The 26,349-nt window shown below is 54.7% G+C and carries 24 protein-coding genes; 9 read left to right on the top strand and 15 right to left on the bottom strand.

Annotation, left to right across the window (positions count from 1 at the left end; all coding sequences use genetic code 11):
• Positions 1 to 76: 76 nt before the first annotated feature.
• From ACERJC_RS22020 to nanQ, 4 genes are read left to right on the top strand one after another with little or no spacing between them, the layout of a single operon-like run.
• Entirely contained in the window at positions 77 to 1,567 is a 1,491-nt protein-coding gene (locus ACERJC_RS22020) for an MFS transporter (RefSeq protein WP_373672488.1), read from the top strand.
• Positions 1,568 to 1,614: 47 nt separating this feature from the next.
• On the top strand, positions 1,615 to 2,304 hold the full coding sequence (locus ACERJC_RS22025; RefSeq protein ID WP_371896107.1) for an N-acetylmannosamine-6-phosphate 2-epimerase: 690 nt from the start codon (positions 1,615 to 1,617) through the stop codon (positions 2,302 to 2,304).
• On the top strand, positions 2,301 to 3,176 hold the full coding sequence (gene nanK / locus ACERJC_RS22030) for an N-acetylmannosamine kinase (RefSeq protein ID WP_286631714.1): 876 nt from the start codon (positions 2,301 to 2,303) through the stop codon (positions 3,174 to 3,176). The genes ACERJC_RS22025 and nanK overlap by 4 nt, the downstream gene beginning before the upstream one ends.
• Positions 3,173 to 3,640, top strand: a complete 468-nt coding sequence (gene nanQ / locus ACERJC_RS22035) for an N-acetylneuraminate anomerase (protein WP_373672490.1) — start codon at positions 3,173 to 3,175, stop codon at positions 3,638 to 3,640. The genes nanK and nanQ overlap by 4 nt, the downstream gene beginning before the upstream one ends.
• A 55-nt stretch (positions 3,641 to 3,695) precedes the next feature.
• Here nanQ and ACERJC_RS22040 read toward each other — a convergent pair whose 3' ends face one another.
• The 3 genes from ACERJC_RS22040 to gltB form a co-directional block, all read right to left on the bottom strand.
• Positions 3,696 to 4,793, bottom strand: a complete 1,098-nt coding sequence (locus tag ACERJC_RS22040) for a PDDEXK nuclease domain-containing protein (protein ID WP_373672506.1) — start codon at positions 4,791 to 4,793, stop codon at positions 3,696 to 3,698.
• Positions 4,794 to 5,006: 213 nt separating this feature from the next.
• Positions 5,007 to 6,425, bottom strand: a complete 1,419-nt coding sequence (gene gltD / locus ACERJC_RS22045; RefSeq protein WP_152406172.1) for a glutamate synthase subunit GltD — start codon at positions 6,423 to 6,425, stop codon at positions 5,007 to 5,009.
• Between the two features lie 12 nt (positions 6,426 to 6,437).
• Positions 6,438 to 10,898: a glutamate synthase large subunit gene (gltB, locus tag ACERJC_RS22050; protein ID WP_373672491.1), complete on the bottom strand. Its 4,461-nt coding sequence runs from the start codon at positions 10,896 to 10,898 to the stop codon at positions 6,438 to 6,440.
• 686 nt (positions 10,899 to 11,584) lie between these two features.
• Here gltB and mnmL point away from each other — a divergent pair.
• The 4 genes from mnmL (at position 11,585) to mtgA (ending at position 16,542) form a co-directional block, all read left to right on the top strand.
• Positions 11,585 to 12,514 carry a tRNA modification radical SAM protein MnmL/YtqA gene (gene mnmL, locus ACERJC_RS22055; RefSeq protein WP_178825891.1) on the top strand — a complete coding sequence of 310 codons (930 nt, stop codon included), beginning with the start codon at positions 11,585 to 11,587 and terminating at the stop codon, positions 12,512 to 12,514.
• A 93-nt stretch (positions 12,515 to 12,607) separates the two neighbouring features.
• Positions 12,608 to 14,944, top strand: coding sequence for an aerobic respiration two-component sensor histidine kinase ArcB (arcB, locus tag ACERJC_RS22060; protein WP_178825893.1), 2,337 nt, complete (start codon positions 12,608 to 12,610; stop codon positions 14,942 to 14,944).
• Between the two features lie 228 nt (positions 14,945 to 15,172).
• Positions 15,173 to 15,826: an isoprenoid biosynthesis glyoxalase ElbB gene (gene elbB, locus ACERJC_RS22065; RefSeq protein WP_152406168.1), complete on the top strand. Its 654-nt coding sequence runs from the start codon at positions 15,173 to 15,175 to the stop codon at positions 15,824 to 15,826.
• Positions 15,823 to 16,542: a monofunctional biosynthetic peptidoglycan transglycosylase gene (mtgA, locus tag ACERJC_RS22070; RefSeq protein ID WP_373672493.1), complete on the top strand. Its 720-nt coding sequence runs from the start codon at positions 15,823 to 15,825 to the stop codon at positions 16,540 to 16,542. The genes elbB and mtgA overlap by 4 nt, the downstream gene beginning before the upstream one ends.
• Positions 16,543 to 16,549: 7 nt before the next feature.
• On the opposite strand, the gene yrbL is transcribed toward mtgA, so the two are convergent.
• The 12 genes from yrbL to ACERJC_RS22130 form a co-directional block, all read right to left on the bottom strand.
• Positions 16,550 to 17,182: a PhoP regulatory network protein YrbL gene (yrbL, locus tag ACERJC_RS22075; RefSeq protein ID WP_373672494.1), complete on the bottom strand. Its 633-nt coding sequence runs from the start codon at positions 17,180 to 17,182 to the stop codon at positions 16,550 to 16,552.
• A gap of 198 nt (positions 17,183 to 17,380) precedes the next feature.
• Positions 17,381 to 17,653, bottom strand: coding sequence for a PTS phosphocarrier protein NPr (gene npr, locus ACERJC_RS22080; protein WP_152406165.1), 273 nt, complete (start codon positions 17,651 to 17,653; stop codon positions 17,381 to 17,383).
• Positions 17,650 to 18,504, bottom strand: coding sequence for an RNase adapter RapZ (gene rapZ / locus ACERJC_RS22085; RefSeq protein ID WP_012908509.1), 855 nt, complete (start codon positions 18,502 to 18,504; stop codon positions 17,650 to 17,652). Before rapZ ends, npr begins: the two co-directional genes overlap by 4 nt.
• Before the next feature lie 33 nt (positions 18,505 to 18,537).
• Positions 18,538 to 19,029: a PTS IIA-like nitrogen regulatory protein PtsN gene (gene ptsN / locus ACERJC_RS22090; protein ID WP_046488143.1), complete on the bottom strand. Its 492-nt coding sequence runs from the start codon at positions 19,027 to 19,029 to the stop codon at positions 18,538 to 18,540.
• A gap of 115 nt (positions 19,030 to 19,144) precedes the next feature.
• Positions 19,145 to 19,432, bottom strand: coding sequence for a ribosome hibernation promoting factor (gene hpf / locus ACERJC_RS22095; protein WP_003025078.1), 288 nt, complete (start codon positions 19,430 to 19,432; stop codon positions 19,145 to 19,147).
• A 22-nt stretch (positions 19,433 to 19,454) separates the two neighbouring features.
• On the bottom strand, positions 19,455 to 20,888 hold the full coding sequence (rpoN, locus tag ACERJC_RS22100; protein ID WP_286631705.1) for an RNA polymerase factor sigma-54: 1,434 nt from the start codon (positions 20,886 to 20,888) through the stop codon (positions 19,455 to 19,457).
• Positions 20,889 to 20,935: 47 nt separating this feature from the next.
• A complete protein-coding gene (lptB, locus tag ACERJC_RS22105) occupies positions 20,936 to 21,661 on the bottom strand; it encodes an LPS export ABC transporter ATP-binding protein (RefSeq protein WP_042325043.1) in 726 nt (241 codons plus the stop codon).
• Between the two features lie 6 nt (positions 21,662 to 21,667).
• Positions 21,668 to 22,222: a lipopolysaccharide ABC transporter substrate-binding protein LptA gene (gene lptA, locus ACERJC_RS22110; RefSeq protein ID WP_042325045.1), complete on the bottom strand. Its 555-nt coding sequence runs from the start codon at positions 22,220 to 22,222 to the stop codon at positions 21,668 to 21,670.
• The gene (gene lptC / locus ACERJC_RS22115; protein WP_042325047.1) at positions 22,191 to 22,766 is read right to left on the bottom strand and encodes an LPS export ABC transporter periplasmic protein LptC; all 576 of its coding nucleotides are present in this window, start codon (positions 22,764 to 22,766) and stop codon (positions 22,191 to 22,193) included. The genes lptA and lptC overlap by 32 nt, the downstream gene beginning before the upstream one ends.
• Positions 22,763 to 23,329 (bottom strand): 3-deoxy-manno-octulosonate-8-phosphatase KdsC, encoded by a 567-nt coding sequence (gene kdsC / locus ACERJC_RS22120; RefSeq protein ID WP_046488128.1) that lies wholly within the window; start codon positions 23,327 to 23,329, stop codon positions 22,763 to 22,765. The genes lptC and kdsC overlap by 4 nt, the downstream gene beginning before the upstream one ends.
• A 20-nt stretch (positions 23,330 to 23,349) precedes the next feature.
• On the bottom strand, positions 23,350 to 24,336 hold the full coding sequence (kdsD, locus tag ACERJC_RS22125; RefSeq protein WP_042325051.1) for an arabinose-5-phosphate isomerase KdsD: 987 nt from the start codon (positions 24,334 to 24,336) through the stop codon (positions 23,350 to 23,352).
• A 14-nt stretch (positions 24,337 to 24,350) separates the two neighbouring features.
• Entirely contained in the window at positions 24,351 to 25,328 is a 978-nt protein-coding gene (locus ACERJC_RS22130; protein ID WP_152406163.1) for a calcium/sodium antiporter, read from the bottom strand.
• A gap of 208 nt (positions 25,329 to 25,536) precedes the next feature.
• Here ACERJC_RS22130 and mlaF point away from each other — a divergent pair, with 208 nt between their 5' ends.
• Positions 25,537 to 26,349 carry a phospholipid ABC transporter ATP-binding protein MlaF gene (gene mlaF / locus ACERJC_RS22135; RefSeq protein ID WP_152406162.1) on the top strand — a complete coding sequence of 271 codons (813 nt, stop codon included), beginning with the start codon at positions 25,537 to 25,539 and terminating at the stop codon, positions 26,347 to 26,349.

Raw genomic sequence — 26,349 nt, forward strand, 5'->3', positions numbered from 1 at the left:
CACAACACGATACGTAGGCCGGATAAGGCGAAGCCGCCATCCGGCAATACAATAAAAAAATCGTCGGGAGAGTAAAATGAGTACTTCTACCCAAAGCATCCCGTGGTATCGCCATCTCAACCGGGCACAATGGCGGGCATTCTCCGCCGCATGGCTGGGATATTTGCTGGATGGTTTTGATTTTGTGTTGATTGCCCTTGTGCTGACGGAAGTACAGGGAGAATTTGGGCTGACGACGGTTCAGGCGGCGAGTCTGATTTCGGCAGCTTTTATTTCCCGCTGGTTTGGCGGGTTAATGCTGGGTGCAATGGGCGACCGCTATGGACGCCGTCTGGCAATGGTCACCAGTATTATTCTATTTTCAATGGGGACGCTGGCCTGTGGTTTTGCGCCGGGTTACACCACCATGTTTATCGCCCGACTGGTGATTGGCATGGGGATGGCGGGCGAATACGGCTCCAGTGCAACCTATGTTATTGAAAGCTGGCCGAAGCATCTGCGTAATAAGGCCAGTGGTTTTCTTATCTCGGGCTTCTCCGTTGGTGCCGTGATTGCGGCTCAGGTCTACAGCCTGGTTGTGCCGGTCTGGGGCTGGCGCGCGCTGTTCTTCATTGGCATTCTGCCGATTATTTTTGCCCTCTGGCTGCGCAAAAACATACCGGAAGCTGAGGACTGGAAAGAGAAGCATGCGGGCAAAGCGCCGGTACGCACGATGGTTGATATTCTCTACCGGGGTGAGCATCGCGTCGTCAATATTCTGATGACAATAGCGGCGGCGACGGCACTGTGGTTCTGCTTTGCCGGCGACCTGCAAAATGCGGCGATTGTCGCGGTACTGGGTTTGCTGTGTGCGGTGATCTTCATCAGCTTCATGGTACAAAGCAGCGGCAAGCGCTGGCCGACGGGCGTCACGCTCATGGTTGTCGTCTTGTTTGCTTTCCTCTACTCGTGGCCGATTCAGGCGCTGCTGCCTACCTATCTGAAAACTGAACTGGCATACGATCCTTCCACCGTGGCGCGCGTGCTCTTCTTTAGCGGCTTTGGCGCCGCGGTCGGTTGCTGCGTGGGTGGCTTCCTCGGTGACTGGCTGGGGACCCGTAAAGCTTATGTGTGCAGCTTGCTGGCCTCACAGGTGCTGATCATTCCGGTGTTTGCGATAGGCGGTACTAACGTCTGGGTGCTCGGCTTTCTGCTGTTTTTCCAGCAGATGTTGGGGCAAGGAATCTCCGGGATCTTGCCGAAATTGATTGGCGGCTATTTCGATACCGATCAGCGTGCGGCCGGTCTGGGCTTCACCTATAACGTCGGGGCGCTCGGCGGGGCATTGGCACCGATTCTGGGGGCGCTGATTGCCCAGCGTCTGGATCTGGGGACCGCGTTGGGATCGCTCTCTTTCAGCCTGACCTTTGTGGTGATCCTGCTGATTGGTCTGGATATGCCGTCCCGCGTCCAGCGCTGGCTGCGACCTGAGGCGCTGCGTACCCATGACGCTATCGACGGTAAACCGTTTAGCGGTGCCATCCCGTTCGGCGGTGATAAAAGCCCTTTAGTCAAAAGCAAAAGTTAATCCACTTGCCCGGTCCTGTACCGGGCAGCATTCGTAAGGGAAGAGGTATGTCGTTACTTGCACAACTGGATAAAAACATTGCCGCGCAGGGTGGTCTGATTGTCTCCTGCCAGCCGGTTCCCGGCAGCCCACTGGATAAACCTGAGATTGTGGCGGCGATGGCGCTGGCGGCAGAGCAGGCGGGTGCCGTCGCGTTGCGTATTGAAGGTGTTGAGAATCTGAAGGCGACGCGTGCCGTCGTTTCCGTACCGATAATCGGCATTCTCAAGCGCGATCTTGCGGATTCTCCGGTGCGCATTACCGCGTTTCTGGAGGATGTCGATGCGCTGGCGCAGGCCGGTGCGGACATTATTGCGATTGACGGGACTGACCGTGTCCGTCCGGTGCCGGTCGCAGCGCTGCTGGCCCGTATTCATCATCACCAGTTGCTGGCAATGACCGATTGCTCCTCGCTGAAGGACGGTCTGGCCTGTCAGGCGCTCGGTGCAGAAATTATTGGCACCACGCTTTCGGGTTACACCACGGCAGAAACGCCTGCAGAGCCGGATCTGGCGCTGGTGAAAGCGCTGAGCGAAGCCGGTTGTCGGGTGATTGCCGAAGGCCGTTACAACACCCCGGCGCAGGCTGGTGAAGCGATGCGACACGGTGCCTGGGCAGTGACGGTCGGATCGGCTATTACCCGGCTGGAGCACATCTGCGAGTGGTATAACACGGCGCTGAAAAAGGCGGTGCTATGACGACACTGGCAATTGATATTGGCGGCACGAAACTTGCCGCCGCGCTGGTGGAGGATGATTTGCAGATTCGCGAACGTCGCGAGCTGCCCACACCTGCCAGTAAAACGTCGCAGGCACTGTGCGACGCGCTGAAAACGCTGGTGCAACCGTTGCAGGCACAGGCGCATCGGGTGGCAATTGCTTCGACGGGGATTATTCGTGAAGGGAATCTGCTGGCGATTAACCCGGGGAACCTGGGCGGATTGCTTCACTTTCCGCTGGTGCAGACGTTAGAAGCCCTCACCCGTTTACCAACGCTGGCGGTCAACGATGCACAGGCCGCCGCATGGGCGGAGTATCACGCCATGGCCGATGATACGCGCGATATGGTGTTTATCACCGTTTCAACCGGTGTGGGCGGGGGGGTGATCAGCGGCGGTCGTTTAGTTACCGGCACTGGCGGCCTGGCCGGACACCTGGGACATACCCTCGCGGATCCTAACGGGCCGATGTGCGGCTGCGGGCGGGTGGGGTGCGTCGAGGCGATCGCGTCGGGGCGCGGGATTGCCGCAGCGGCACAAGGGGCGCTCGCCGGATGTGATGCGAAAACCATTTTTTCCCGCGCGGCAGAGGGTGATGAACAGGCCAGCCGTCTGGTCGCATACTCCGCACAGGTGCTGGCGCGACTGATAGCCGATACGAAAGCGATCACCGATTGCCAGCGGGTGGTTGTCGGCGGCAGCGTTGGACTGGCGCAAGGGTATCTGGCGCAGGTCCGCGCCTGTCTCGAACAGATGCCCCCGGTTTATCACGTTGAATTAAGCGCAGCACACTACCGTCACGACGCGGGACTGCTGGGCGCGGCATTGTTAGCACAGGGAGAAAAAGGATGATATTGGGTGAAGTTTGTTCGTTGTCTGCAGCGGGTCTGCATCCCGTGCTGGAAGAGGCGCTGACGCTGGCGTTGACCGCCAGACCACAAGAGCAAGTCCCTGGTCGCGTTGAGCTACGCGGGGACGATATCTTTATGAATGTGATGCAGTTTGCCACGCAATCGTCCACAGAGAAAAAGGCAGAGCGGCACGAGCAGTATATCGATATCCAGCTATTACTGACCGGGGAGGAGCGTATTCAGTTCGGCGTGGTTGATTCCGCACGGCAGTGTGAAGAGGTGCATGTAGAAGAGGACTATCAGCTTTGCCGTGAGATTGCTGATTGCCAGACCATTTCCCTACAGCCGGGTATGTTCGCGGTGTTTATGCCAGGAGAACCACACAAGCCAGGATGCTGTGTTGGTGAACCGAAAGAGATTAAGAAAGTTGTCGTGAAGGTGCGCGCCAGCCTGTTAGCCGCATGAAAAGGCCGGATGGTTTTTACCATCCGGCCTTACGTTTTTATATTCCGCCCGTTCATCATTCCGTCAAAGGCGTTTCTGAGGATTCAATTTTCTGCGCTGTCAGTGCTATTTGCGAACGGATGAGTTCATCTGCCAGTAATTTTTCGTCAGGTAATTGCACTTTGTACTCGCTTGCCATCACAGTATTCGGTAAACCGTTCAGCGCATAGTGTGCTTCTCCAGCCCCTTTTCCCGCACACAGGATTAACCCGACTGGCGGATTTTCCCCAGGCATTGTCCAGTGCTCTTTCGCGTAGTTCAGGTACATGTTCATTTGTCCTGCGTCGGCATAGCTGAATTTTCCCACTTTCAGGTCAACGACTAACAGACAGCGCAAGCGGCGATGGAAGAAAAGCAGGTCGACGCGAAACCAGCTATCGTCAATGCGTAATCGGCGCTGGCGGTTGACAAACGCGAAATCGTCACCGAGCTCAAGCATAAATTCCATCAGATGGTTAATCAGCGCTTCTTCCAGATCGGATTCCGAATACTCATCCTTCAGTTCGAGGAATTCGAGAATAAAGGGATCGCGTATTGCGTGTTCTGGTAAGACGTCGGGCACGGTGGGTGCGGCCTGTTGCAGCAATGCGGGTTTATCATGAGACAGCAGTGTCCGTTCATAAAACTGAGAAGCGATTTGCCGATCGAGTTGTCGTACCGACCAACCGTTGCGTAATGTCTCTTTCTCGTAAAAGGTGCGGGCATCTGCGTTTTTAACCGACAGGAGCCGGACATAGGCTGACCAGGGCAACGGGAATATCCTGGCGAGTTGTACCAGAAGAGGAGATTCAGCAGACAGTGTCTGCGGAATTTCAACATGTTGAAAATAAATATAAAAATTGCGTATTTGCCATAGGTTTCTTGTAGAAAACCCACGTTTATAGCGCCGGGTTAAATCAACGGACAGTTGCTCAATCAGTTGAGTACCATAAGCTGCCCGCGCTTCACCGCCCTGCTCAAACTCGACAATGCGTCGGCCAATTTCCCAGTACGTCGCCGTCATGATCGCGTTGATGTTGCGGACGGTCTCTGTCCTGGCGGTATCCAACAGATGGATAATGCCGTCGTGGATTTGCTGATAATCGCCTGTGTGTTGTGCTGATGTTGTTGCCATCATATTATCCCTGACATGATAGTTACGAATTGAAAATATATCGCTATCAGTATACTTAAGGGGATAGGCGGTCAATTATTCTCAGCCCATTACATCCAATTACGGCGATATTTGCGAGCCGCTTTCGAAGAATGGAGGTGGGATATTGTGAAGAACAAGGGTGACTCCCCATCCCTGAGCGAGTTCTCGGGGCAGGGGAGTCAGAAAGGTTTACTACACTTCCAGCCAGTTCATGATCCCGTCAGCCGCTTTGCGCCCTTCGGCAATGGCGGTAACCACCAGATCCGAACCGCGCACAATGTCACCACCGGCGAAGATTTTCGGGTTGCTGGTCTGGAAAGCGTTGTCGCTGCCTTCCGGGGCGATGATTCGACCCTGAGAATCCAGTTCGACGCTGTGTTTCGCCAGCCACTCCATGCTGTGAGGACGGAAACCAAACGCCATGACCACGGCGTCTGCCGGCACGATGTGCTCGGAACCCGCTACGATCTCCGCACGGCGGCGGCCTTTCGCATCCGGCGCACCCATTTCGGTACGTGCCATTTTCACGCCGCAGACCTTACCATTGGCGTTCACTTCCACGCCCAGCGGCTGCACGTTGAACTGGAACTCAACGCCTTCCTCGCGCGCGTTCTTCACTTCGCGGCGGGAGCCCGGCATGTTCTCTTCATCACGACGATAGGCGCAGGTGACGTGCGTTGCACCCTGACGAACGGAGGTCCGCACGCAGTCCATGGCGGTATCGCCGCCGCCCAGCACCACCACGCGTTTCCCTTCCATATTGACGTACGGCTCGTCGGTGGTTTCACCAAATCCCATGATCTGCTTGGTGTTGGCGATCAGGAACGGCAGGGCATCGAACACGCCATCGGCATCTTCGTTTTCCAGCCCGCCGCGCATGGACTGATAGGTGCCGACGCCGAGGAATACCGCATCGTACTCTTTCAGCAGGTCGTCGAGCTGTACATCACGACCCACTTCCACGTTCAGTTTGAACTCGATCCCCATACCGGTGAAAATTTCACGGCGGCGGGTCATCACCTCTTTTTCCAGTTTGAAGGCCGGAATGCCAAAAGTCAGCAGGCCGCCGATCTCCGGATGCCTGTCAAACACCACGGCCTTCACACCGTTGCGGGTTAACACGTCGGCACAGGCCAGTCCAGCCGGGCCGGCGCCGATGATCGCCACTCGTTTGTCGGTCTGGCGAACGCCGGTCATATCCGGACGCCAGCCCATTTCAAACGCTTTATCATTGATATAACGCTCGATGTTGCCGATGGTGACGGCGCCAAACTCATCGTTCAGCGTACAGGAACCTTCGCAGAGTCTGTCCTGTGGGCACACGCGTCCGCACACTTCGGGCAGCGTATTGGTCTGGTGAGACAGTTCCGCAGCTTCAAAGATTCGTCCTTCATTGGCGAGCTTCAGCCAGTTTGGAATGTAGTTATGAACCGGACATTTCCACTCACAGTACGGGTTGCCGCAGGACAGACAGCGGTCTGCCTGCGCTTTTGCCTGACCTTCTGAAAACGGTTCGTAGATTTCAATAAACTCGATTTTGCGGATCTTCAGCGGCTTCTTCGGCGGATCAACACGCTGCAGGTCGATAAACTGGTATACGTTCTGACTCATTGTTGCTACCCCTTACTGCGCCTGCACGCGCAGCTCTGCTGCGCTACGACTACGGTGACCCAACAGTGCTTTCACATCACTGGACTTCGGTTTAACCAGCGCGAATTTGTTGGCGAAGGCTGACCAGTTGGCCAGAATCTCTTCTCCGCGCTGCGAACCGGTATGCTGCACGTGTTCGGTGATCAGGCCACGCAGATGCTCTTCGTGGATAGCCAGTTCATCAACGCCCAGTACTTCGACCAGTTCTGGGTTCACGCGTTTACGGAATTCGCCGTCTTCGTCCAGCACGTAGGCGAACCCACCCGTCATGCCTGCGCCGAAGTTCACCCCGGTTTTGCCGAGGATACAGACGATCCCGCCGGTCATGTATTCACAACCGTTGTCGCCAATCCCTTCCACCACGGTGATCGCGCCGGAGTTACGTACCCCGAAACGTTCACCTGCCCGCCCTGCCGCATACAAACGACCACCGGTCGCACCATACAGGCAGGTGTTACCGATGATGCTCGCCTCATGGCTGCGGAAAGCGGAACCAACCGGAGGACGTACCGCCAGCAGGCCGCCCGCCATGCCTTTACCGACATAATCGTTGGCATCGCCGGTCAGATACAGCTCCACGCCGCCCGCGTTCCAGACACCGAAGCTCTGGCCTGCCGTGCCGCTGAAGTACGCTTTAATCGGGTCAGAGGCCAGTCCCTGATCGCCGTGGGTCTGAGCAATATACCCCGAGAGCGATGCGCCAACGGACCGATCGGTGTTGCGAATATCGAACCAGAAGGTTTTGCTCTGGCGTTCGTCGACATACGGCTTCGCCTGTTGTAGTAACTGCGCGTTCAGCACGCCATTATCAAACGGCGGGTTGTTTTCGGTGCAGTACAGCGCTTTGCCGGGATGCGGTTCTGCGGTTTCCAGCAGTCGGGACAGCGCCAGCTTCTGCTGTTTGGCGGTAAACCCGTCCAGTTCTTTCAACAGGTCGGTACGGCCAATCAGATCCACCAGACGCGTCACGCCAAGCTGCGCCATCAGTTCGCGAGTTTCGCGAGCGATGAACTCAAAGTAGTTGGTGACTTTAAATGGCAGACCGTGATAGTGGTTCTTACGCAGTTTGTCGTCCTGGGTTGCCACGCCGGTTGCACAGTTGTTCAGATGGCAAATACGCAGGTATTTACAGCCCAGCGCCACCATCGGACCGGTCCCGAAGCCGAAGCTCTCTGCGCCGAGAATCGCCGCTTTAATGATATCCACGCCGGTTTTCAGACCGCCGTCGACCTGCAAACGGATCTTGTGACGCAAGCCGTTAGCGACCAGCGCCTGCTGGGTTTCCACCAGTCCAAGTTCCCACGGACAGCCCGCGTATTTCACCGAAGAGAGCGGGCTTGCACCGGTGCCGCCGTCATAACCGGCGATGGTGATGAGATCCGCATAGGCTTTCGCTACGCCAGTGGCGATGGTGCCGACACCCGGTTCAGAAACCAGCTTCACGGAGATCATCGCTTTCGGGTTAACCTGCTTCAGGTCGAAAATCAGCTGTGCTAAATCCTCGATAGAGTAGATATCGTGGTGCGGCGGCGGGGAGATCAGCGTCACGCCCGGCACCGAGTAGCGCAGTTTAGCGATGTACGGGGTCACTTTGTCACCCGGTAACTGACCGCCTTCGCCGGGCTTAGCGCCCTGAGCGACTTTAATCTGAATGACGTCGGCGTTAACCAGGTACGCCGGCGTGACGCCGAAACGACCGGAAGCCACCTGTTTGATGCGCGACACTTTATTGGTGCCGTAGCGCGCCGGATCTTCGCCGCCTTCACCAGAGTTAGAATTACCGCCGATGCTGTTCATCGCTTCGGCCAGCGCTTCATGTGCTTCCGGGCTCAGTGCGCCAATCGACATTGCCGCAGTATCAAAACGTTTGAACAGGTCACTTACCGGTTCGACCGCCTCAATGCTGACCGCCTCGTCGCCGGGGTTAATCGCCAGCAGATCGCGTAGCGTCGTCGCGGGACGTTCGTTGACCAGTTTTGCGTATTCCTGATAGTCGCTGTATTCACCGCTCTGAACCGCCTGTTGCAGAGTACGTACAACATCCGGGTTGTAGGCGTGATATTCGCCGCCGTGCACATACTTCAGCAGGCCGCCCTGCGTAATCGGTTTACGCGCCAGCCAGGCTCGCTTAGACAGGTTCAGCAGATCCTGCTGGAAGTCAGCAAAACCCGCGCCGCCGATACGGCTGACCACGCCCTGGAAGCACAGCGCAACGACATCATCATGCAGACCTACCGCTTCAAACAGTTTGGAGCAGCGGTAGGAGGCGATGGTCGAAATGCCCATTTTGGACATGATCTTGTACAGCCCTTTATTGATGCCGTTACGGTAGTTCAGCATCACGGTACGGTAGTTTTTGGCGATCGCCTGGGTGTCTATCAGACGGCCCAGCGTCTCGTACGCGAGGTACGGATAAATGGCCGTTGCGCCAAAGCCCAGCAGCACGGCGAAGTGATGTGGATCACGGGCGCTGGCGGTTTCGACGATGATGTTGGCATCGCAGCGCAGGCTTTGTTCTACCAGCCGCGTCTGTACCGCGCCGACCGCCATTGGAGCCGGTACCGGCAGACGATTTTTGCCAATATTACGATCCGTCAGCACCAGTAGAACGGTGCCGCTGCGTACCATCTGCTCGGCGGTATCGCACAGCGCTTTGACCGTTTCTTCCAGCGTGGTTTGCGTTACATCGAAGGTGATATCCAGCCGGTCAGCGCGATAGTGCTCTTCTTTCATCGTGGTGAGCTGTTGGAAATCGGAATACAGCAGGATCGGCGATTTAAAGCTCAGACGGTGCGCCTGGCCTTCCGCTTCGCAAAAGACGTTCATCTCGCGACCGATGCTGGTCGCCAGCGACATGACGTGTGCTTCACGCAGCGGATCGATAGGTGGGTTAGTCACCTGAGCAAACTGCTGGCGGAAGTAGTCGTAAATAATGCGCGGTTGGCTGGAAAGTACGGCAAACGGGGTATCGTCACCCATTGAGCCGACCGCTTCCTGACCGTTTTCACCGAGCACGCGGAGTACGGAATCCAGCTCTTCGGCGCTGTAGTTAAACTGTTTCTGGTAGCTGGCGAGCGTGTCGTCGTCCAGTTCACGCTGGCCCACCCGATCGTCAGCCAGATCTTCAAACGGCACCAGGCGACGGACGTTCTTCTCCATCCATTCTTTATACGGATGGCGGCTTTTCAGGTCGTCGTCAGTTTCGGCCGAATGCAGAATGCAGCCGCCACGGGTGTCGATAACCATCAGTTCACCCGGGCCGACGCGACCTTTTTCGACCACTTCGTCAGGCTGGTAGTCCCAGATCCCGACTTCAGACGCGCAGGTGATCAGCTTGTCTTTGGTGATGACATAACGCGCCGGACGCAGGCCGTTACGATCGAGGTTGCAGGCGGCGAAACGCCCGTCGGACATGACGATACCCGCCGGACCGTCCCACGGCTCCATGTGCATGGAGTTAAAGTCAAAGAAGGCGCGCAGATCCGGATCCATATCCGGGTTGTTTTGCCAGGCCGGCGGCACCAGCAGGCGCATGGCACGGATGATATCCATCCCCCCGGCCAGCAACAGTTCCAGCATGTTATCCATGGAACTGGAATCGGAGCCGGTTTCGTTAACGAACGGCGCGGCGTCGTGCAGATCCGGGATCAGCGGGGTCTGGAATTTATAGGTACGGGCGCGGGCCCACTGGCGGTTACCGGTAATGGTGTTGATCTCACCGTTGTGCGCCAGGTAGCGGAACGGCTGCGCCAGCGGCCAGCGCGGCACGGTGTTGGTGGAAAAGCGCTGGTGGAACAGACAGATGGCCGATTCCAGACGCAGGTCCGCGAGGTCCAGGTAGAAGCGCGGCAGATCCGCCGGCATACACAGACCTTTATAGATGTTGACCAGGTTTGACAGGCTACAGACGTAGAAGTCTTTGTCTTCCTGCAGTCGTTTTTCAATACGGCGACGGGCGATGAACAGACGACGTTCCATATCGCGTGGACGCCAGCCCGCAGGGGCATTCACAAAAATTTGTTCAATACGCGGCAGGGAGGAGAGGGCGATTTCACCCAGTACACCTTCGTTGGTCGGCACATCGCGCCAGCCAACAATCGACAGGGTTTCCTGCTGAAGCTCTTCTTCGACAATACGGCGAGATGCAGCGGCCAGTTCAGGATCTTTGTTCAGGAAGATCATACCGACCGCGTAGTTTTTGGCTAAACGCCAGCCGCGCTCTTCGGCAACGATGCGGAAAAAGCGGTCAGGTTTTTGCAGCAGCAGACCACAACCATCGCCCGTTTTACCATCGGCGAGGATTGCGCCACGGTGCTGCATTCGGGCCAGTGCGTGTATGGCGGTACGCACTACCTTGTGGCTAGGTTCGCCTTCTATGTGGGCGATCAGGCCGAAACCACAGTTATCCTTCTCAAGGGATTTATCGTACAACATATCAGTGAACCTCCCCAGGCTCTGCGGGACCCCCTTCCGATACCGTTTGCGCACGGGCACACCAAGAGCATGGCGACGGGGTTTGCGTGTCATACGCTTACCTCGCATTCGCCCTCTTTATCCTTTTCGCTTAGGTCAAACAAGTTTGAGGACTTGCTGTCAGAGGGAATCTCAATTACTGCATAAATATGATGAGCACACCGCTCATCCAGAAAGCTTCCAGCGGATTTCCACGTTATCGGGAATCCACACACAGGTCAAATGGCAATCTTATTTCTCTAATAATGTGCTATCGAGCATATATCTTGATGAAAGTATTAAGAATAATATCATTTTGACATTGAATTAACGTACTGGAAACGAGGCGGGGAGTGTGATCTGTCTCACTGTCATAACCGCCTGTTAGCTCATGTCTCCGCTTTATTCACCGTTATATGCAGTGTTTCATGCTGGTTTGTTGCGATATGGCGTTTTATGTCACTGTTTTTGCGCAATCGACGTCAGAAGATAAAAAAAATGGCCGGAGATAAGGAAAAGTAATTGGCTGGGTTGTGAATGAAATATCGTTTATTTTGACTGGATATGCAATTGATAAAAGCCTGCCGGGGCGATTGATCCAGGTCATCGCCGACAAGGGCTAAAAATGGCAGGCTTTGGCCTCTTTTCAAGGCGCGGTCTATCAGATTATGCAGTTACAGAAATTAGTCAATATGTTTGGTGGGGATCTTTCTCGTCGTTATGGACAAAAGGTTCATAAACTGACGCTCCACGGTGGATTTAGCTGCCCAAATCGCGATGGCACCATCGGACGCGGCGGTTGCACCTTCTGTAATGTTGCTTCTTTTGCGGATGAAGCGCAGCAGCATCATTCGATCGCGGAACAGCTCGCGCACCAGGCGCATCGGGTTAATCGGGCGAAACGTTATCTGGCCTACTTCCAGGCCTACACCAGTACCTTTGCTGAAGTGCAGGTGTTGCGTTCGATGTATCAGCAGGCAGTCAGCCAGGCCAGTATTGTCGGCCTGTGCGTGGGGACGCGTCCCGACTGCGTGCCGGCGGCGGTTCTCGATCTGCTCTGCGAATATAAAGATCAGGGTTATGAAGTGTGGCTGGAGCTGGGATTGCAAACCGCGCATGACAAAACCCTGCATCGTATCAATCGCGGGCACGATTTTGCCTGCTATCAGCGCACGACCCGCCTTGCGCGTGAACGCGGACTGAAAGTCTGTTCGCATCTTATTGTCGGCCTGCCGGGAGAAGGGCAGGCCGAATGCCTGCAAACGCTTGAGCGGGTGGTGGAGACGGGAGTGGATGGCATCAAACTGCACCCGCTGCACATCGTGAAGGGCAGCATTATGGCCAGGGCCTGGGAGGCGGGGCGTCTGAACGGGATTGAACTGGCGGACTACACGCAAACTGCAGGCGAGATGATCCGCCATACGCCGCCGGAGGTGATTTATCATCGTATTTCTGCCAGCGCACGCCGCCCCACGCTGCTGGCACCGCTGTGGTGCGAAAACCGCTGGACCGGGATGGTCGAACTGGATCGTTATTTGAATACTCATGGCGTACAGGGTTCTGCGCTTGGGAGGCCATGGGTTTCGCCTGACGCCTGAACTATGACGGGCCTACGGATTTCTTGCACATTCTCTAACGTCTTGCGCAGAATTGAGTATTATTGTGCCAGGTTGTCGTAAAGGAAATCCCTGATGAAGCAAATTCGTATGCTGGCGCAGTACTATGTGGACCTGATGATGAAATTGGGTCTGGTGCGCTTTTCGCTGTTGTTGGCGTTAGCGCTCGTTGTGCTGGCAATTGTGGTGCAGATGGCGGTCACCATGGTGCTGCATGGTCGGGTCGAACAGATCGATGTCATTCGCTCCATTTTCTTTGGTTTGTTAATCACCCCCTGGGCGGTCTATTTTTTGTCAGTGGTGGTGGAGCAACTGGAGGAGTCCCGTCAGCGGTTATCCCGACTGGTGCAAAAGCTGGAAGAGATGCGCGAACGCGACCTCAAGCTTAACGTCCAACTGAAAGATAATATTTCGCAGTTGAATCAGGAGATTGCCGACCGCGAAAAGGCGGAGGCGGAACGCCAGTCAACGTTTGAACAGCTCAAAGTTGAGATCAAAGAGCGCGAAGAGGCGCAGATTCAGCTTGAACAGCAATCCTCTTTCTTACGTTCCTTTCTGGATGCCTCGCCAGATCTGGTTTTTTATCGCAATGAAGATAAAGAGTTTTCCGGCTGTAACCGGGCGATGGAATTGCTCACCGGCAAAAGCGAAAAGCAACTGGTGCATTTAAAGCCTGCCGATGTGTACTCGCCGGAAGCGGCCGAAAAGGTCATTGAGACTGACGAAAAAGTCTTCCGCCATAATGTGTCGCTGACCTATGAGCAATGGCTCGATTATCCGGACGGGCGCAAAGCCTGTTTTGAAATCCGCAAAGTACCTTATTACGATCGCGTGGGTAAACGTCATGGCCTGATGGGATTTGGTCGTGATATTACCGAGCGCAAGCGCTATCAGGATGCACTTGAACGCGCCAGTCGCGATAAAACGACCTTTATCTCCACCATCAGTCACGAACTGCGTACGCCGCTGAACGGAATTGTCGGCCTGAGTCGTATTCTGCTGGACACTGAACTGACGACCGAGCAGGAAAAATACCTGAAAACTATCCATGTCTCCGCCGTGACGCTAGGGAATATCTTCAACGATATCATTGATATGGATAAGATGGAGCGGCGCAAAGTTCAACTGGATAACCAGCCGGTGGATTTCACCAGCTTCCTGGCCGATCTGGAGAACCTCTCTGGCCTGCAGGTGCAGCAGAAAGGATTGCGTTTTGTGCTCGACCCGACCTTGCCGCTGCCGCATAAAGTCGTGACCGACGGAACGCGTCTGCGGCAGATCCTGTGGAACCTTATCAGCAACGCAGTGAAATTTACCCAGCAGGGTCAGGTGACCGTGCGCGTCCGTTACGACGCAGGCAGCATTCTGCACTTTGAAGTGGAAGACTCTGGCATCGGCATTCCGCAGGATGAGCAGGATAAAATCTTCGCCATGTATTATCAGGTGAAAGACAGCCACGGCGGAAAACCGGCGACCGGTACGGGCATCGGTCTGGCGGTCTCGCGACGTCTGGCGAAAAACATGGGCGGGGACATCACCGTGGTAAGTCAGCCCGGCAAAGGCTCGATCTTTACCTTGACCGTCAATGCGCCTGCGGTGGCGGAAGAAGTTGAAGATGCATTTGAGGATGATGATTTGCCGCTGCCGGCATTGAACGTCCTGCTGGTGGAAGATATCGAACTGAACGTCATTGTGGCACGCTCGGTGCTGGAAAAACTCGGCAACAGCGTGGATGTCGCCATGACCGGGAAAGCGGCGCTGGAGATGTTCACGCCGGGTGAGTATGACCTGGTGTTGCTGGATATTCAGTTGCCGGATATGACCGGCCTCGATATTTCGCGCGAACTGACCCAGCGCTATACGCGTGAAGATCTGCCGCCACTGGTGGCGCTTACGGCGAACGTCCTGAAAGATAAAAAAGAGTATCTGGATGCGGGTATGGATGACGTGCTGAGCAAGCCGCTATCGGTACCGGCGTTAACCGCCATGATTAAGAAGTACTGGGATACCCAAGACGAAGAGGAGTGCACGGTGAAATCTGAAGAGAGCAGTAAATCGCAAGCGCTATTAGATATTCCGATGCTGGAACAGTACATAGAGCTGGTGGGGCCGAAACTGATTACCGATGGGTTGGCAGTGTTCGAGAAGATGATGCCAGGCTATTTAAGCGTTCTGGAATCCAATCTGACCGCGCGTGATAAGAAAGGTGTGGTTGAAGAAGGGCACAAAATTAAAGGGGCTGCTGGTTCTGTTGGCCTTCGTCATCTGCAACAACTGGGGCAGCAGATCCAGTCACCCGATCTTCCTGCATGGGAAGATAACGTGGGCGAATGGATTGAAGAGATGAAGCAGGAGTGGCAACACGACGTTGCGGTGTTAAAAGCCTGGGTGGCAAACGCTGGAAAAAAATGACCCCGGCTTGACCGGGGTGCGCGAATACTGCGCCAACACCAGGGAAATCGTGGCTGCGCCGTAAGTTATAATTGTGATTTAAAAGGCGCAGCGCTTAAATTCGGGCCGCACGCAGTTAAGATAGCAAATCTTAAATGCTTTGTTACATGAATCAGTTAAATGTGTGAAGCGTAGCATTTTAATCACAATTATTAATGTGCTGCAGAAAGTGGTGAAAAGGACATTTGAATGAAAAAAATTGGCGTAGTTCTTAGTGGATGCGGTGTGTATGACGGTGCTGAAATTCATGAAGCCGTACTGACGTTGCTGGCTATTGCCCGCAGCGGTGCGCAGGCCGTCTGCTTCGCGCCCGACAAAGCGCAGGTTGATGTCATTAATCATCTGACGGGCGAACCGATGGCGGAAACCCGCAATGTGCTGATTGAAGCGGCTCGTATTACGCGTGGCAATATTCGTCCGCTTTCTCAGGCCGTCTCGACGGACCTGGATGCGCTGATTGTTCCCGGTGGTTTCGGCGCGGCTAAAAATTTGAGCAACTTCGCCAGTCAGGGCAGCGAATGCCGGGTTGATCCGGATTTAGCCGGGCTCGCGTTGGCGATGCACCAGTCTGGTAAGCCGCTGGGTTTTATGTGCATCGCCCCGGCAATGCTGCCGAAAATCTTCGACTTCCCGCTGCGTTTGACTATCGGGACCGATATTGATACGGCAGAAGTGCTGGAAGAGATGGGGGCGGAGCATGTGCCGTGCCCGGTCGACGATATCGTCGTTGATGAAGACAATAAAATCGTCACTACGCCTGCCTATATGCTGGCGCAGGATATCGCTCAGGCAGCAATGGGTATCGAAAAACTGGTATCACGCGTGCTGGTTCTGGCGGAATGAAAAAAGGGGTTTTCGCCTTTCTGCGGCGGGTGATGTTGCGTGTCGCGATCGTCCTTGCTGTGTTCTGGGGTGGTGGCATTGCGTTGTTCAGCATAGTCCCCGTTCCCTTTTCGGCGGTGATGGTCGAGCGGCAGATAGGCGCCTGGCTACAGGGCGATTTTGGCTATGTTGCCCATTCCGACTGGGTGAGCATGGATGAGATCTCACCGTGGATGGGACTCGCGGTGATTGCCGCAGAAGACCAGACCTTCCCGGACCACTGGGGCTTTGACGTCGCCGCCATCGAGAAGGCGTTGTCACATAACGAACGTAATGAAAACCGCATTCGCGGTGCCTCGACGTTGTCACAGCAGACCGTTAAGAATCTCTTTCTCTGGGATGGCCGCAGTTGGCTGCGTAAAGGGCTGGAAGCCGGGCTTACGGTCGGCGTTGAGACCGTCTGGAGTAAGAAGCGGATCCTCACCGTTTACCTGAATATCGCGGAATTTGGTGATGGCGTATTTGGCGTGGAAGCCGCGGCGCAGCGCTATTTTGGCAAACCGGCCAGTCGATTAACCCAGTCAGAAGCGGCGCTACTTGCTGCCGTATTGCCCAATCCTCTGCGCTTTAAGGCCGCTGCGCCCTCAGGCTATGTGCGTAGCCGTCAGGCGTGGATACTGCGTCAAATGCGGCAGTTGGGCGGGGAGTCATTTATGACCCGCCATCACCTGCATTAAATCGGCATTAAGCCTCGCGCGAAGAGAGCGACAATCCGCCGCGTTCTTTCGGTTGGGCATCTTTTTCCAGCGCGACGGCCAGGACCGGTTGGGCGATAAAACGCTGCCACAATCTTTCCTGCTTACGACGGCAGAACCATTTTGACCAGGTCGCCAGCGGGATCAACGTTCCTTCGCCAATGTTATCGCAAACCACCGGCACCACTTCCGATTCGCTGATACGGTGACAGAGAACGTTCTGCGGTTTCAGCGTCATGGTAACGATATGGTTGTCACGCAGGTAGCGTTTTAGCTTCTTCAGCATCTGACGTAGCACGACAAAGTCGTCTTCGTAACGACATTGGCGGGCAAATTCGGTGAGAGTGATGGACGGCTTGCCGTCGTAATCGGCAATCACATCGTAAACATAACCCGTTCCGCAGTCGGTCTCTACCGTGCCGTAATAGCGCGGGATACCGCTCCAGTCTTTCAGGTAGCGAGAGAGGTGCGCGTAGTACTTCAGCTCGCGCTGTGTCTCTTTGTCGCCGCCCTGGCCACTGTTGTAAACAATCTTAATACAACGCTGAGCATCATCCGGATGCGCATAGCACTTACGATGTCGTCCGGTGCCCAGGGGAGTCTCTGCTGATAAACGAATCATGAGTGATATCCTGGAAATATTTACTGACAATAATCCAGTATGAACACTCAAGTTAAATGAAACCTAAACGACTTGTCTTAAGGTTTTCTTAAGATAATCCTTAAGTGAAAAAGCGCACGAATTGTACAGTTAAGAGGGTAAAAAATAAAAAAACGCCGGGTGGCGTTTTCTGCGAAGCTATCCGTCGGACGTGAAAGCTTAGTCTTCGTCGAATCCCGAATTGAAAAGGGCGATGACAGCGGCCAGCGCTTCGACCTCTTGCGGACCCGAGGCTTCGATCTCAATTTGTCGGCCTTTGGCGGAGTCCAGCATCAGCAAAGCGATGACGCTGTTGGCTTCCGCTTCCGTGCCTTCATCATTTCGTAGCAGGACTTCCGCATCGAATCCCTGCATTAATTCAAAGAGCTTCATTGCTGGCCGGGCATGCATGCCCAGCTTATTCGTAATTTCAACAATTTGCTTCACGGTCATGTTTTGCGTTTTTCCAGCGTACGATGGCGTGACTGTACGTTTTTACCGCGTGAGCGGAAGTAGTCTGCCAGCTGTTCTGCAATATACACCGAACGGTGTTTCCCGCCGGTACAACCGATAGCAACGGTCAGATAGCTACGGTTGTTGGTCTCCAGCATGGGTAACCATAGCTCAAGATAGCTGCGAGTCTGGTAGATAAAATTGTGTACTTCTGTGTGCCTGTCGAGGAAGGCGGCAACGGGTTTGTCGAGACCGGTCATCGGACGCAGTTTCGGGTCCCAGTGCGGGTTCGGCAGGAAGCGTACGTCGAAGACGTAATCGGCATCGATGGGGATCCCATGCTTAAAGCCGAAGGACTCAAACACCATGGTCAGTTCACGCTCGCGTTTACCCAACAGGCGAGTTCGCAGCATTTCTGCCAGTTCATGTACCGACATTTCTGAGGTGTCGACAATCAGGTCGGCGCGAGAGCGCAGCGGTTCCAGCAGGTCGCTTTCCTGATCGATGGCGCTTTCCAGCGACAGGTTTTTGCTGGAGAGGGGGTGCAGACGACGCGTATCGCTATAGCGACGAATCAACGTGTTGCGATCGGCATCAAGAAACAGCAGCTGCGGCGAGAACGCCTCGGGCAGGTTGTTCATTGCTTGCTCAAAAATTTCTGGCGACTCTGGCATATTGCGTACGTCAATGCTGACCGCTGCCGAAATCTGGCGTTCGGCAAGCGTACGAGCCAGATCGGGTAACAGCACCACGGGGAGGTTATCCACGCAGTAAAAGCCCATATCTTCCAGCGCGCGCAGGGCAACAGATTTACCTGACCCTGAACGACCGCTGACGATCATCAGTACCATGTACTGTTTCTCCTCACCACGGCAAAAGGGGAGTTACGCTTCATCCTGACCACCTTCGGTGTCAGTGATGATTTGATACAACTCTTCATCACTTTGTGCGGCGCGCAGCCGACGGCAGATGGTTTTATCCGCCAGACGCTTAGCCACCAGTGATAACGTATGCAGATGCGTTTTGGTTTGATCCGCAGGCACCAGCAGAGCAAAAAGCAGATCAACGGGTTGGTTATCAATCGCGTCGAAGGCGATTGGCGTTTCCAGTTGCACAAACACGCCGACGGCGCGCAGGGTATCTTCTTCCAGCTTACCGTGCGGGATGGCGATCCCATTGCCGATGCCGGTACTGCCCATTTTTTCGCGCGTCAGGATCGCTTCAAAAACGACCTGCGGCGGTAAACTGAGCTGTTTTGCCGCCAGTTCACTGATGATTTCCAGCGCGCGTTTTTTGCTCTGGCAGTGAACGGCACTGCGCGTACATTCCTGGTTAAGTACACTGCTCAGTTGTAGAGACGTATCGTTATTTATCATAATTTCACCTAAGAACCTGCCCCACAACGGCGGGACAAGTTCGGAGCGCTAACTGTACAAATGGCCTGTTGTTCTGCACAACAGGCCGTCCTGCACCCGCTAACTGCCCGGACAATTAGTGTTGTTTCAATTTATCTTTGTGTTTAGTGAGCTGTCTTGCCAGCTTATCAATCAGGCCATCAATGGCCGCGTACATATCCTGACCTTCCGCGCTGGCGTGAATTTCGCCACCGTTTACATGCAGTGTTGCATCCGAGATGTGGGTGACTTTCTCCACTTTCAACACAATATAGACCTGATTGATCCTGTCGAAATACTGTTCGAGTTTGGCGAACTTGGTATTCACAAAGTCACGCAGGGCTTCTGTGATCTCGACGTTGTTTCCAGTGATGTTGAGCTGCATAGTGTCTTCCTTATCGGTTGGGTCAAACCAGTTGTTTGCGCTGGTTTGACGGCGGAATGGATAAAGACTCTCGGTACTTCGCAACGGTGCGGCGCGCCACCATGATACCTTGTTCCGACAATATCGATGTTAGCTTGCTGTCGCTCAGGGGCTTCGCGGGGTTTTCCGCCGCAATCAACTTCTTCACCAGTGCGCGGATCGCCGTGGAGGAAGCTTCGCCACCCCCCTCGGTATTCACATGGCTGGAGAAAAAATACTTCAGTTCAAAAATGCCGCGTGGACTGTGCAGATACTTCTGCGTGGTCACACGAGAAATGGTCGACTCGTGCATCTCAACGGCCTGGGCGATATCCGCCAGCACCATCGGTTTCATAAACTCTTCGCCTTGCTCAAAGAAGGCTTGCTGCTGTTCAACGATACAGCGACTGACGCGCAGCAGGGTATCGTTGCGGCTCTCCAGACTCTTAATCAACCACTTTGCGTCCTGCAAATTGCTGCGGATGTACTGGCTGTCGGCGTCATTGCGTCCACCGCTGCACATTGCGGCGTAGTGCTGATTAATCTGTAGGCGGGGAACGCTGTCGCCGTTGAGCTCGACCGTCCAGTGACCGTTATGCTTACGCACCAGTACATCCGGGATCACGTATTCTGGCTCACCGGTCTGGATCGACTGACCGGGGCGGGGATCGAGCGACTGAATCAGATTGACCGCCTCTTTGAGCACCTCTTCTTTGAGGCGCGTGACGCGCATCAGGGTGCGGAAGTCGTGGTTCGCCAGCAGATCGAGATGATCGCTGATGATCTGCCGGGCTTCTTCAAGGAAAGGCGTCGCTTTGTCGAACTGTGAGAGCTGGATCAGCAGACAATCGCGCAGATCTTTTGCCGCCACGCCAACAGGATCAAACCGCTGAATACGTTTGAGAACGGCTTCAACCTCGTCAAGACCCACCTCTTCATTGCCCATGCTTTCGAGGATATCGTCCAGCGAAACGGTGAGATAGCCAGTGTCGTCAACGGCATCAACAATCGAGGTGGCGATCGCGCGGTCGGTATCGGAGAACGGGGTTAGTTCTACCTGCCACATCAGATAATCCTGTAGGGTCTGTGTGGTTTCTCCCTGGTAAACGGGCAGTTCGTCGTCGATGTAGTCACCGCTGGTGCCCGATGGCGTCCCGGCGGTGTAGATTTCATCCCAGCTGGCGTCGAGCGGTAACTCTTCCGGCATCTCTTTTTGTTCGAGGGCGTCGGCGGTATCCAGCGATTCACTGTCCTGAGTTTCGCGGGTATCAACTTCGTCGTGAAGATCGGTTTGCTCCAGCAGCGGATTACTTTCCAGCGCCTGCTGGAGTTCCTGCTGCAGTTCCAGCGTGGACAACTGCAACAGACGAATCGCCTGTTGTAGTTGCGGCGTCATCGCCAGTTGTTGGCTCAGCCTGAGTTGCAAACCTTGCTTCATGTTCAGAGTCGTCTTCTCCCGCTATGACGTCACAAACTTCTACCCTATCAGAGTCTGAAGTCTTCCCCAAGGTATACGCGCTTAACGTGTTCGTCCTGCAGGATTTCTGTCGGCGTACCGTGCGCAATCAGGTGTCCCTGGCTCACGATATAGGCTCGCTCACACACGGCCAGCGTTTCACGGACGTTATGGTCGGTAATCAACACGCCGAGGCCGCTGTCACGCAGATGCTCAATAATGCGTTTGATATCGATAACGGAGATGGGGTCAACGCCAGCAAACGGTTCATCCAGCAGGATAAATTTTGGATTGGCGGCCAGCGCGCGGGCGATTTCCACACGGCGACGTTCCCCCCCGGAGAGCGACTGACCCATGTTGTCGCGCAGATGCTCAATGTGAAACTCTTCCATCAACTCGTTCGCACGGTCTTCACGCTGTTCGCTAGAGAGATCGTCACGAATTTGCAGTACTGCCATCAGGTTGTCGAACACGCTCAGACGACGGAAAATCGAGGCTTCCTGTGGCAGATAGCCAATCCCGCGGCGTGCGCGGGCGTGTAGCGGCAGCAGGCTGATGTCTTCATCATCAATGATGATGTTACCGGCATCGCGCGGCACAATACCGACGACCATGTAAAAGGTGGTGGTTTTACCCGCACCGTTTGGCCCAAGCAGACCGACAATCTCGCCCGAGTTGACGGTCAGGCTGACATCTTCCACGACGCGGCGGCCTTTATAGGCCTTCGCCAGATTCTTTGCAGTTAATGTTGCCATAGCGAATTAGTTACTCTTCTTCTGAGCCGGGGCCTGGTTTTTGTTTTTGTCCTGCAACTGCGACGGAACCAGAACAGTGGTCACACGCTTGCCTTTCTCACTGAAGGCCTGCATTTTCTGCTCTTTCACCAGATAGGTAATTTTGTCCCCGGTGATGTTGCTGTCGAGCTGTTCCAGGTACGCATTGCCGGTGAGCACGACAAAATCTTTCGCCAGCTCATAATGCATTTTCGACGCATGGCCTTTTACCGGCTTACCGTTGTCCTGCATTTGATAGAAGGTGGCCGGGTTGCCGAAGCCGTCAATGACCTCTTTGCCCTCTTCACCGCCAGGACGGGTAACGACCACTTTATCGGCGTTAATTTTGATGGTGCCCTGGGTCACAATGACATTGCCGGTGAAGGTCACGACGTTGCCCTGCATATCCAGAGACTGCTGGTCCGATTCAATGTGGATCGGCTGTTCGGTATCACCGGTGACGGCGAACGCCGGAATACTGGCGGCCAGAAGTGAGCTGGCAAGCACAAGATTAAGGCTGAGTTTGTTTGTTTTGAATTTCATAGGAGGTTCTAACCTTTTCAATCAGCTCGGCGTTCTTGCTGCGTAAGTTGCCGCGCATTTTCAGTCCGCTGGAGTTAAATGTTGTTCCGTATAACGTGACAAGGTCTTCAGAGGTAACATCCTGCGTCACCAGATTGATCTGCGCGTTATCGGTGGTAATTCTGCGAAGTTGAGCGTCAGGCACCAGCGCGTTGACTTCAACGTGACCATAAAGATACAGCATTCGATCCTCGGTCAGCTTGGCTTTATCAGCCTTGATTGACCACGTCGGGATCTTGTCCTTATCAAACGTCGTTAACACGGGTTGCGTGAACCACGAAACGGCCTGATCGGAATAATATTCAACATGTTGGGCGATCAAACGATAGCTCAGTGCGCCTTCCGGACTGTAGACAACGGTGTCCGTGTGCTCGCTCTTGTAGGTCGGATCGCTCGTATTCACCACCACCTGAGCCGTGTCGTCTTTATCGGCCAGGTTAATACCAATCAGCACCAGCACGGCCAACGACAGTAGAATGATAACCCAACGTCTGGCTTTACTCATATCGATTGCCCTTTGGCCTCATCAAGCTTACCCTGCGCCAGTAATAGTAAATCACAGACTTCGCGTACCGCGCCGCGTCCACCCGCGATTTTGGTGACGTAATCCGCGCGCGGAAGCAGTAACGGATGCGCATCCGCAACGGCAATGCTCAGGCCAATTTTTTCCATCACTGGCCAGTCGATCAGATCATCCCCGACGTAGGCCACGTTTTCCGGCGCAATCGCCAGTTTTGCCAGCAGACTGTGAAAGGCGACCAGCTTGTCCGACTGCCCCTGATACAGATGCGTGATCCCCAGTGTGGCACACCGATCTTCTACTAGTTTAGCTTTTCGTCCGGTAATGATGGCGACGTCGATATCAGACGTCAGCGCACAACGAATCCCGTAACCGTCACGGACGTTGAAAGCTTTCAGTTCTTCACCGTTGTTGCCCATATAAATCAGGCCATCCGACAGTACGCCATCGACATCAAGAATCAGCAGACGGATATTCTCTGCTTTGGCGATGACGTCCGCGCTGACGGGTCCATAACAGGTCGCAAGCGACGCACCTGCTTTGCTCATTTCTCTTTATCCTTGAATTTCTACACAACGCCTGCACGCAGGAGATCATGCATATGTAACACACCGAGTAACTGGTCGCCATCGGCAACCATCACGGAGGTGATATGGCGGGACTGCATTAAGTTCAGGGCATCGACCGCCAGAATTCCTGGACGCACGCGAATGCCCCCTGGCGTCATCACGTCGGCAATACCGAGTTGGCGTACGTCAACACCCATATCAAAGACGCGACGTAAATCACCGTCGGTGAAGATACCGTCGATCTTCATCGCATCATCGCAAATCACGGTCATCCCGAGGTTCTTGCGGGTGATTTCCAGCAGCGCGTCGCGCAGACTGGCATCTTTGGTGACATGCGGGATCTCATCGCCCGTATGCATAATATCGTTAACGCGCAGCAGCAGTTTACGCCCCAGCGCACCGCCCGGATGCGACAAGGCAAAATCCTCTGCAGTGAAGCCGCGCGCCTTTAATAACGCCACCGCCAGCGCATCGCCCATCACTAACGTGGCGGTGGTGCTGCTCGTTGGTGCCAGTCCAAGCGGGCAGGCTTCTTGCGGTACTTTAACACACAGATGGACATCCGCAGCACGTGCCATGCTGCTTTCTGGTCGACCGGTGATGCAGATAAGCTGAACCTGCAGTCGCTTAAGGACCGGAATCAGGGCCGCAATCTCGCTGGATTCTCCAGAGTTGGAGATGGCAATCACCACATCCTGCGAGGTCACCATCCCCAGATCGCCGTGGGCGGCTTCACCCGGATGGACGAAGAATGAAGAGGTACCGGTGCTGGCAAAGGTCGCGGCCATTTTGCGGCCAATATGCCCCGATTTCCCCATGCCCATCACCACCACTTTGCCGGTGCAATTGAACATTTTTTCACAGGCGAGAGTGAAATCCTGGTTGATGTACTGATCGAGTTCCGCCAGGCCCTCACGTTCAATCGCCAGAACCTCTTTGCCGGCTTGCTGAAAGTCAAAACCCGGTTGTAACGCTAAGTGCGACATATGTCTGTTTCCAGTTATCCAACGAGAAGCGGCGACAGCCAATACAACATCGCCAGCCATACGATAAAACCGCCGGTCAACAGCACGCCCGCGCCGCGACCGGACTGGCGGGGACGCCGCCAGCAGAGTAATGCAAAGATGATGCTCACCAGCAGCATCACGCTGTAGTCACGGCTGAACGCCAGTGGGTTCACCTCACCCGGCGTAATCAGGGCGGGGAGGCCGAGGACAATGGTGAGGTTAAAAATGTTCGCGCCGATAATATTACCCACCGCGATATCGTTCTCACCTTTGCGCACGCCCGCGATGGCGGTTGCCAGTTCAGGCAGGCTGGTGCCGATCGCGATTACCGTCAGGCCAATCGTCAGTTCGCTCATCGCGAAGTAATTGGCAATCACGGTGGCGTTATCCACCACCATTCGGGTGGCCATTGGCATGATAATCAGCGCAATGCCCAGCCATAAAAACGCCACCGGCAGTCCGCCTTCGCGCGGCAATTCAGCAACCTGCTCCCGCGTGAGACTGTCATTGCCCTGACGCTCAGCGAGACGGGCGATTTTAACAATGAACAACAGCCATAACACGGCTAATAGTAAAAGAAAGATACCATCGCTGCGGCTGAGTTGTCCGTCATACAGTACGGATCCGGCTACGACGCTAACCAGTAACATTAGCGGTAATTCGCGACGTAGAATATCGGAATGCACGGTAAAAGGGTGGATCAGCGCGGCAAGTCCGAGGATCAACAAAATGTTGGTTATGTTGGATCCGAGCGCGGTGCCAACGGCTAAATCTACCTGCCCGTGCAGGGAGGCGGCGACAGAAACAATAATTTCAGGCAGAGATGTGCCTATACTGACTACCGTCATACCAATGATCAGCGGCGGGATCCCGAAGGTTCGGCATAGGATTGACGCGGAAAATACCAGGCGGTCGGCGCCGTAGACGACCAATAATAAACCAATAATTAACAGCGCCGTTGCTAAAAGCATCTAAAGTCCTTTCTTCAGGTATACTCGCCGGTCCACCGGGATTGTCTGGAAACCGTTACGAAGTCTTAATTTTGACTTTATGCAGCTAAAAAGTAAAACAAATGCCAGCTTTCGCTAACCAGCGCGGGTAATATTCTGTAAATATGTTGGGTTCATGGCTAAATTCCACGCCATGCTGAGATCAACAAGCAACACGAAGGATGAATCAATGGGTCAGTCTGTGGCGAATTTAGTCGACATGCGCGATGTCAGCTTTACGCGCGGCGATCGCTGCATTTTCGATAACATCTCTCTGACCGTACCGCGTGGCAAGATCACCGCGATCATGGGGCCATCGGGGATCGGTAAAACGACGCTGCTGCGCCTGATCGGCGGACAAATTCTGCCAGATAAGGGAGAGATCCTGTTTGATGGTGAGAACATCCCTGAAATGTCTCGCTCGCGCCTCTACACGGTACGCAAACGGATGAGTATGCTGTTTCAGTCAGGGGCGCTGTTCACTGACATGAACGTGTTTGATAACGTGGCATATCCGTTACGCGAACATACCACGCTTCCCCCGTCGTTATTGAAAAGCACGGTGATGATGAAACTGGAAGCCGTCGGTCTGCGCGGTGCGGCAAAACTGATGCCTTCAGAACTGTCCGGAGGGATGGCACGTCGGGCGGCGTTAGCGCGCGCCATTGCGCTGGAACCGGATCTCATCATGTTTGATGAACCGTTTGTCGGTCAGGATCCGATCACCATGGGCGTGCTGGTCAAACTGATTTCAGAATTAAACAATGCGCTGGGCGTGACCTGCGTCGTGGTCTCTCACGATGTGCCGGAGGTTCTGAGCATTGCCGATCACGCCTATATTATGGCGGACAAAAAGATTGTGGCCCACGGCAGCGCGCAAGCGCTGCAAGAGAATGACGACCCGCGCGTACGTCAGTTCCTGGATGGCATTGCAGACGGGCCGGTCCCGTTCCGCTATCCTGCGGGCGATTATCACTCTGATTTACTCGGAACAGGGAGTTAA

The organism is Citrobacter telavivensis (assembly GCF_041807075.1).
GTDB lineage: Bacteria > Pseudomonadota > Gammaproteobacteria > Enterobacterales > Enterobacteriaceae > Citrobacter_A > Citrobacter_A telavivensis.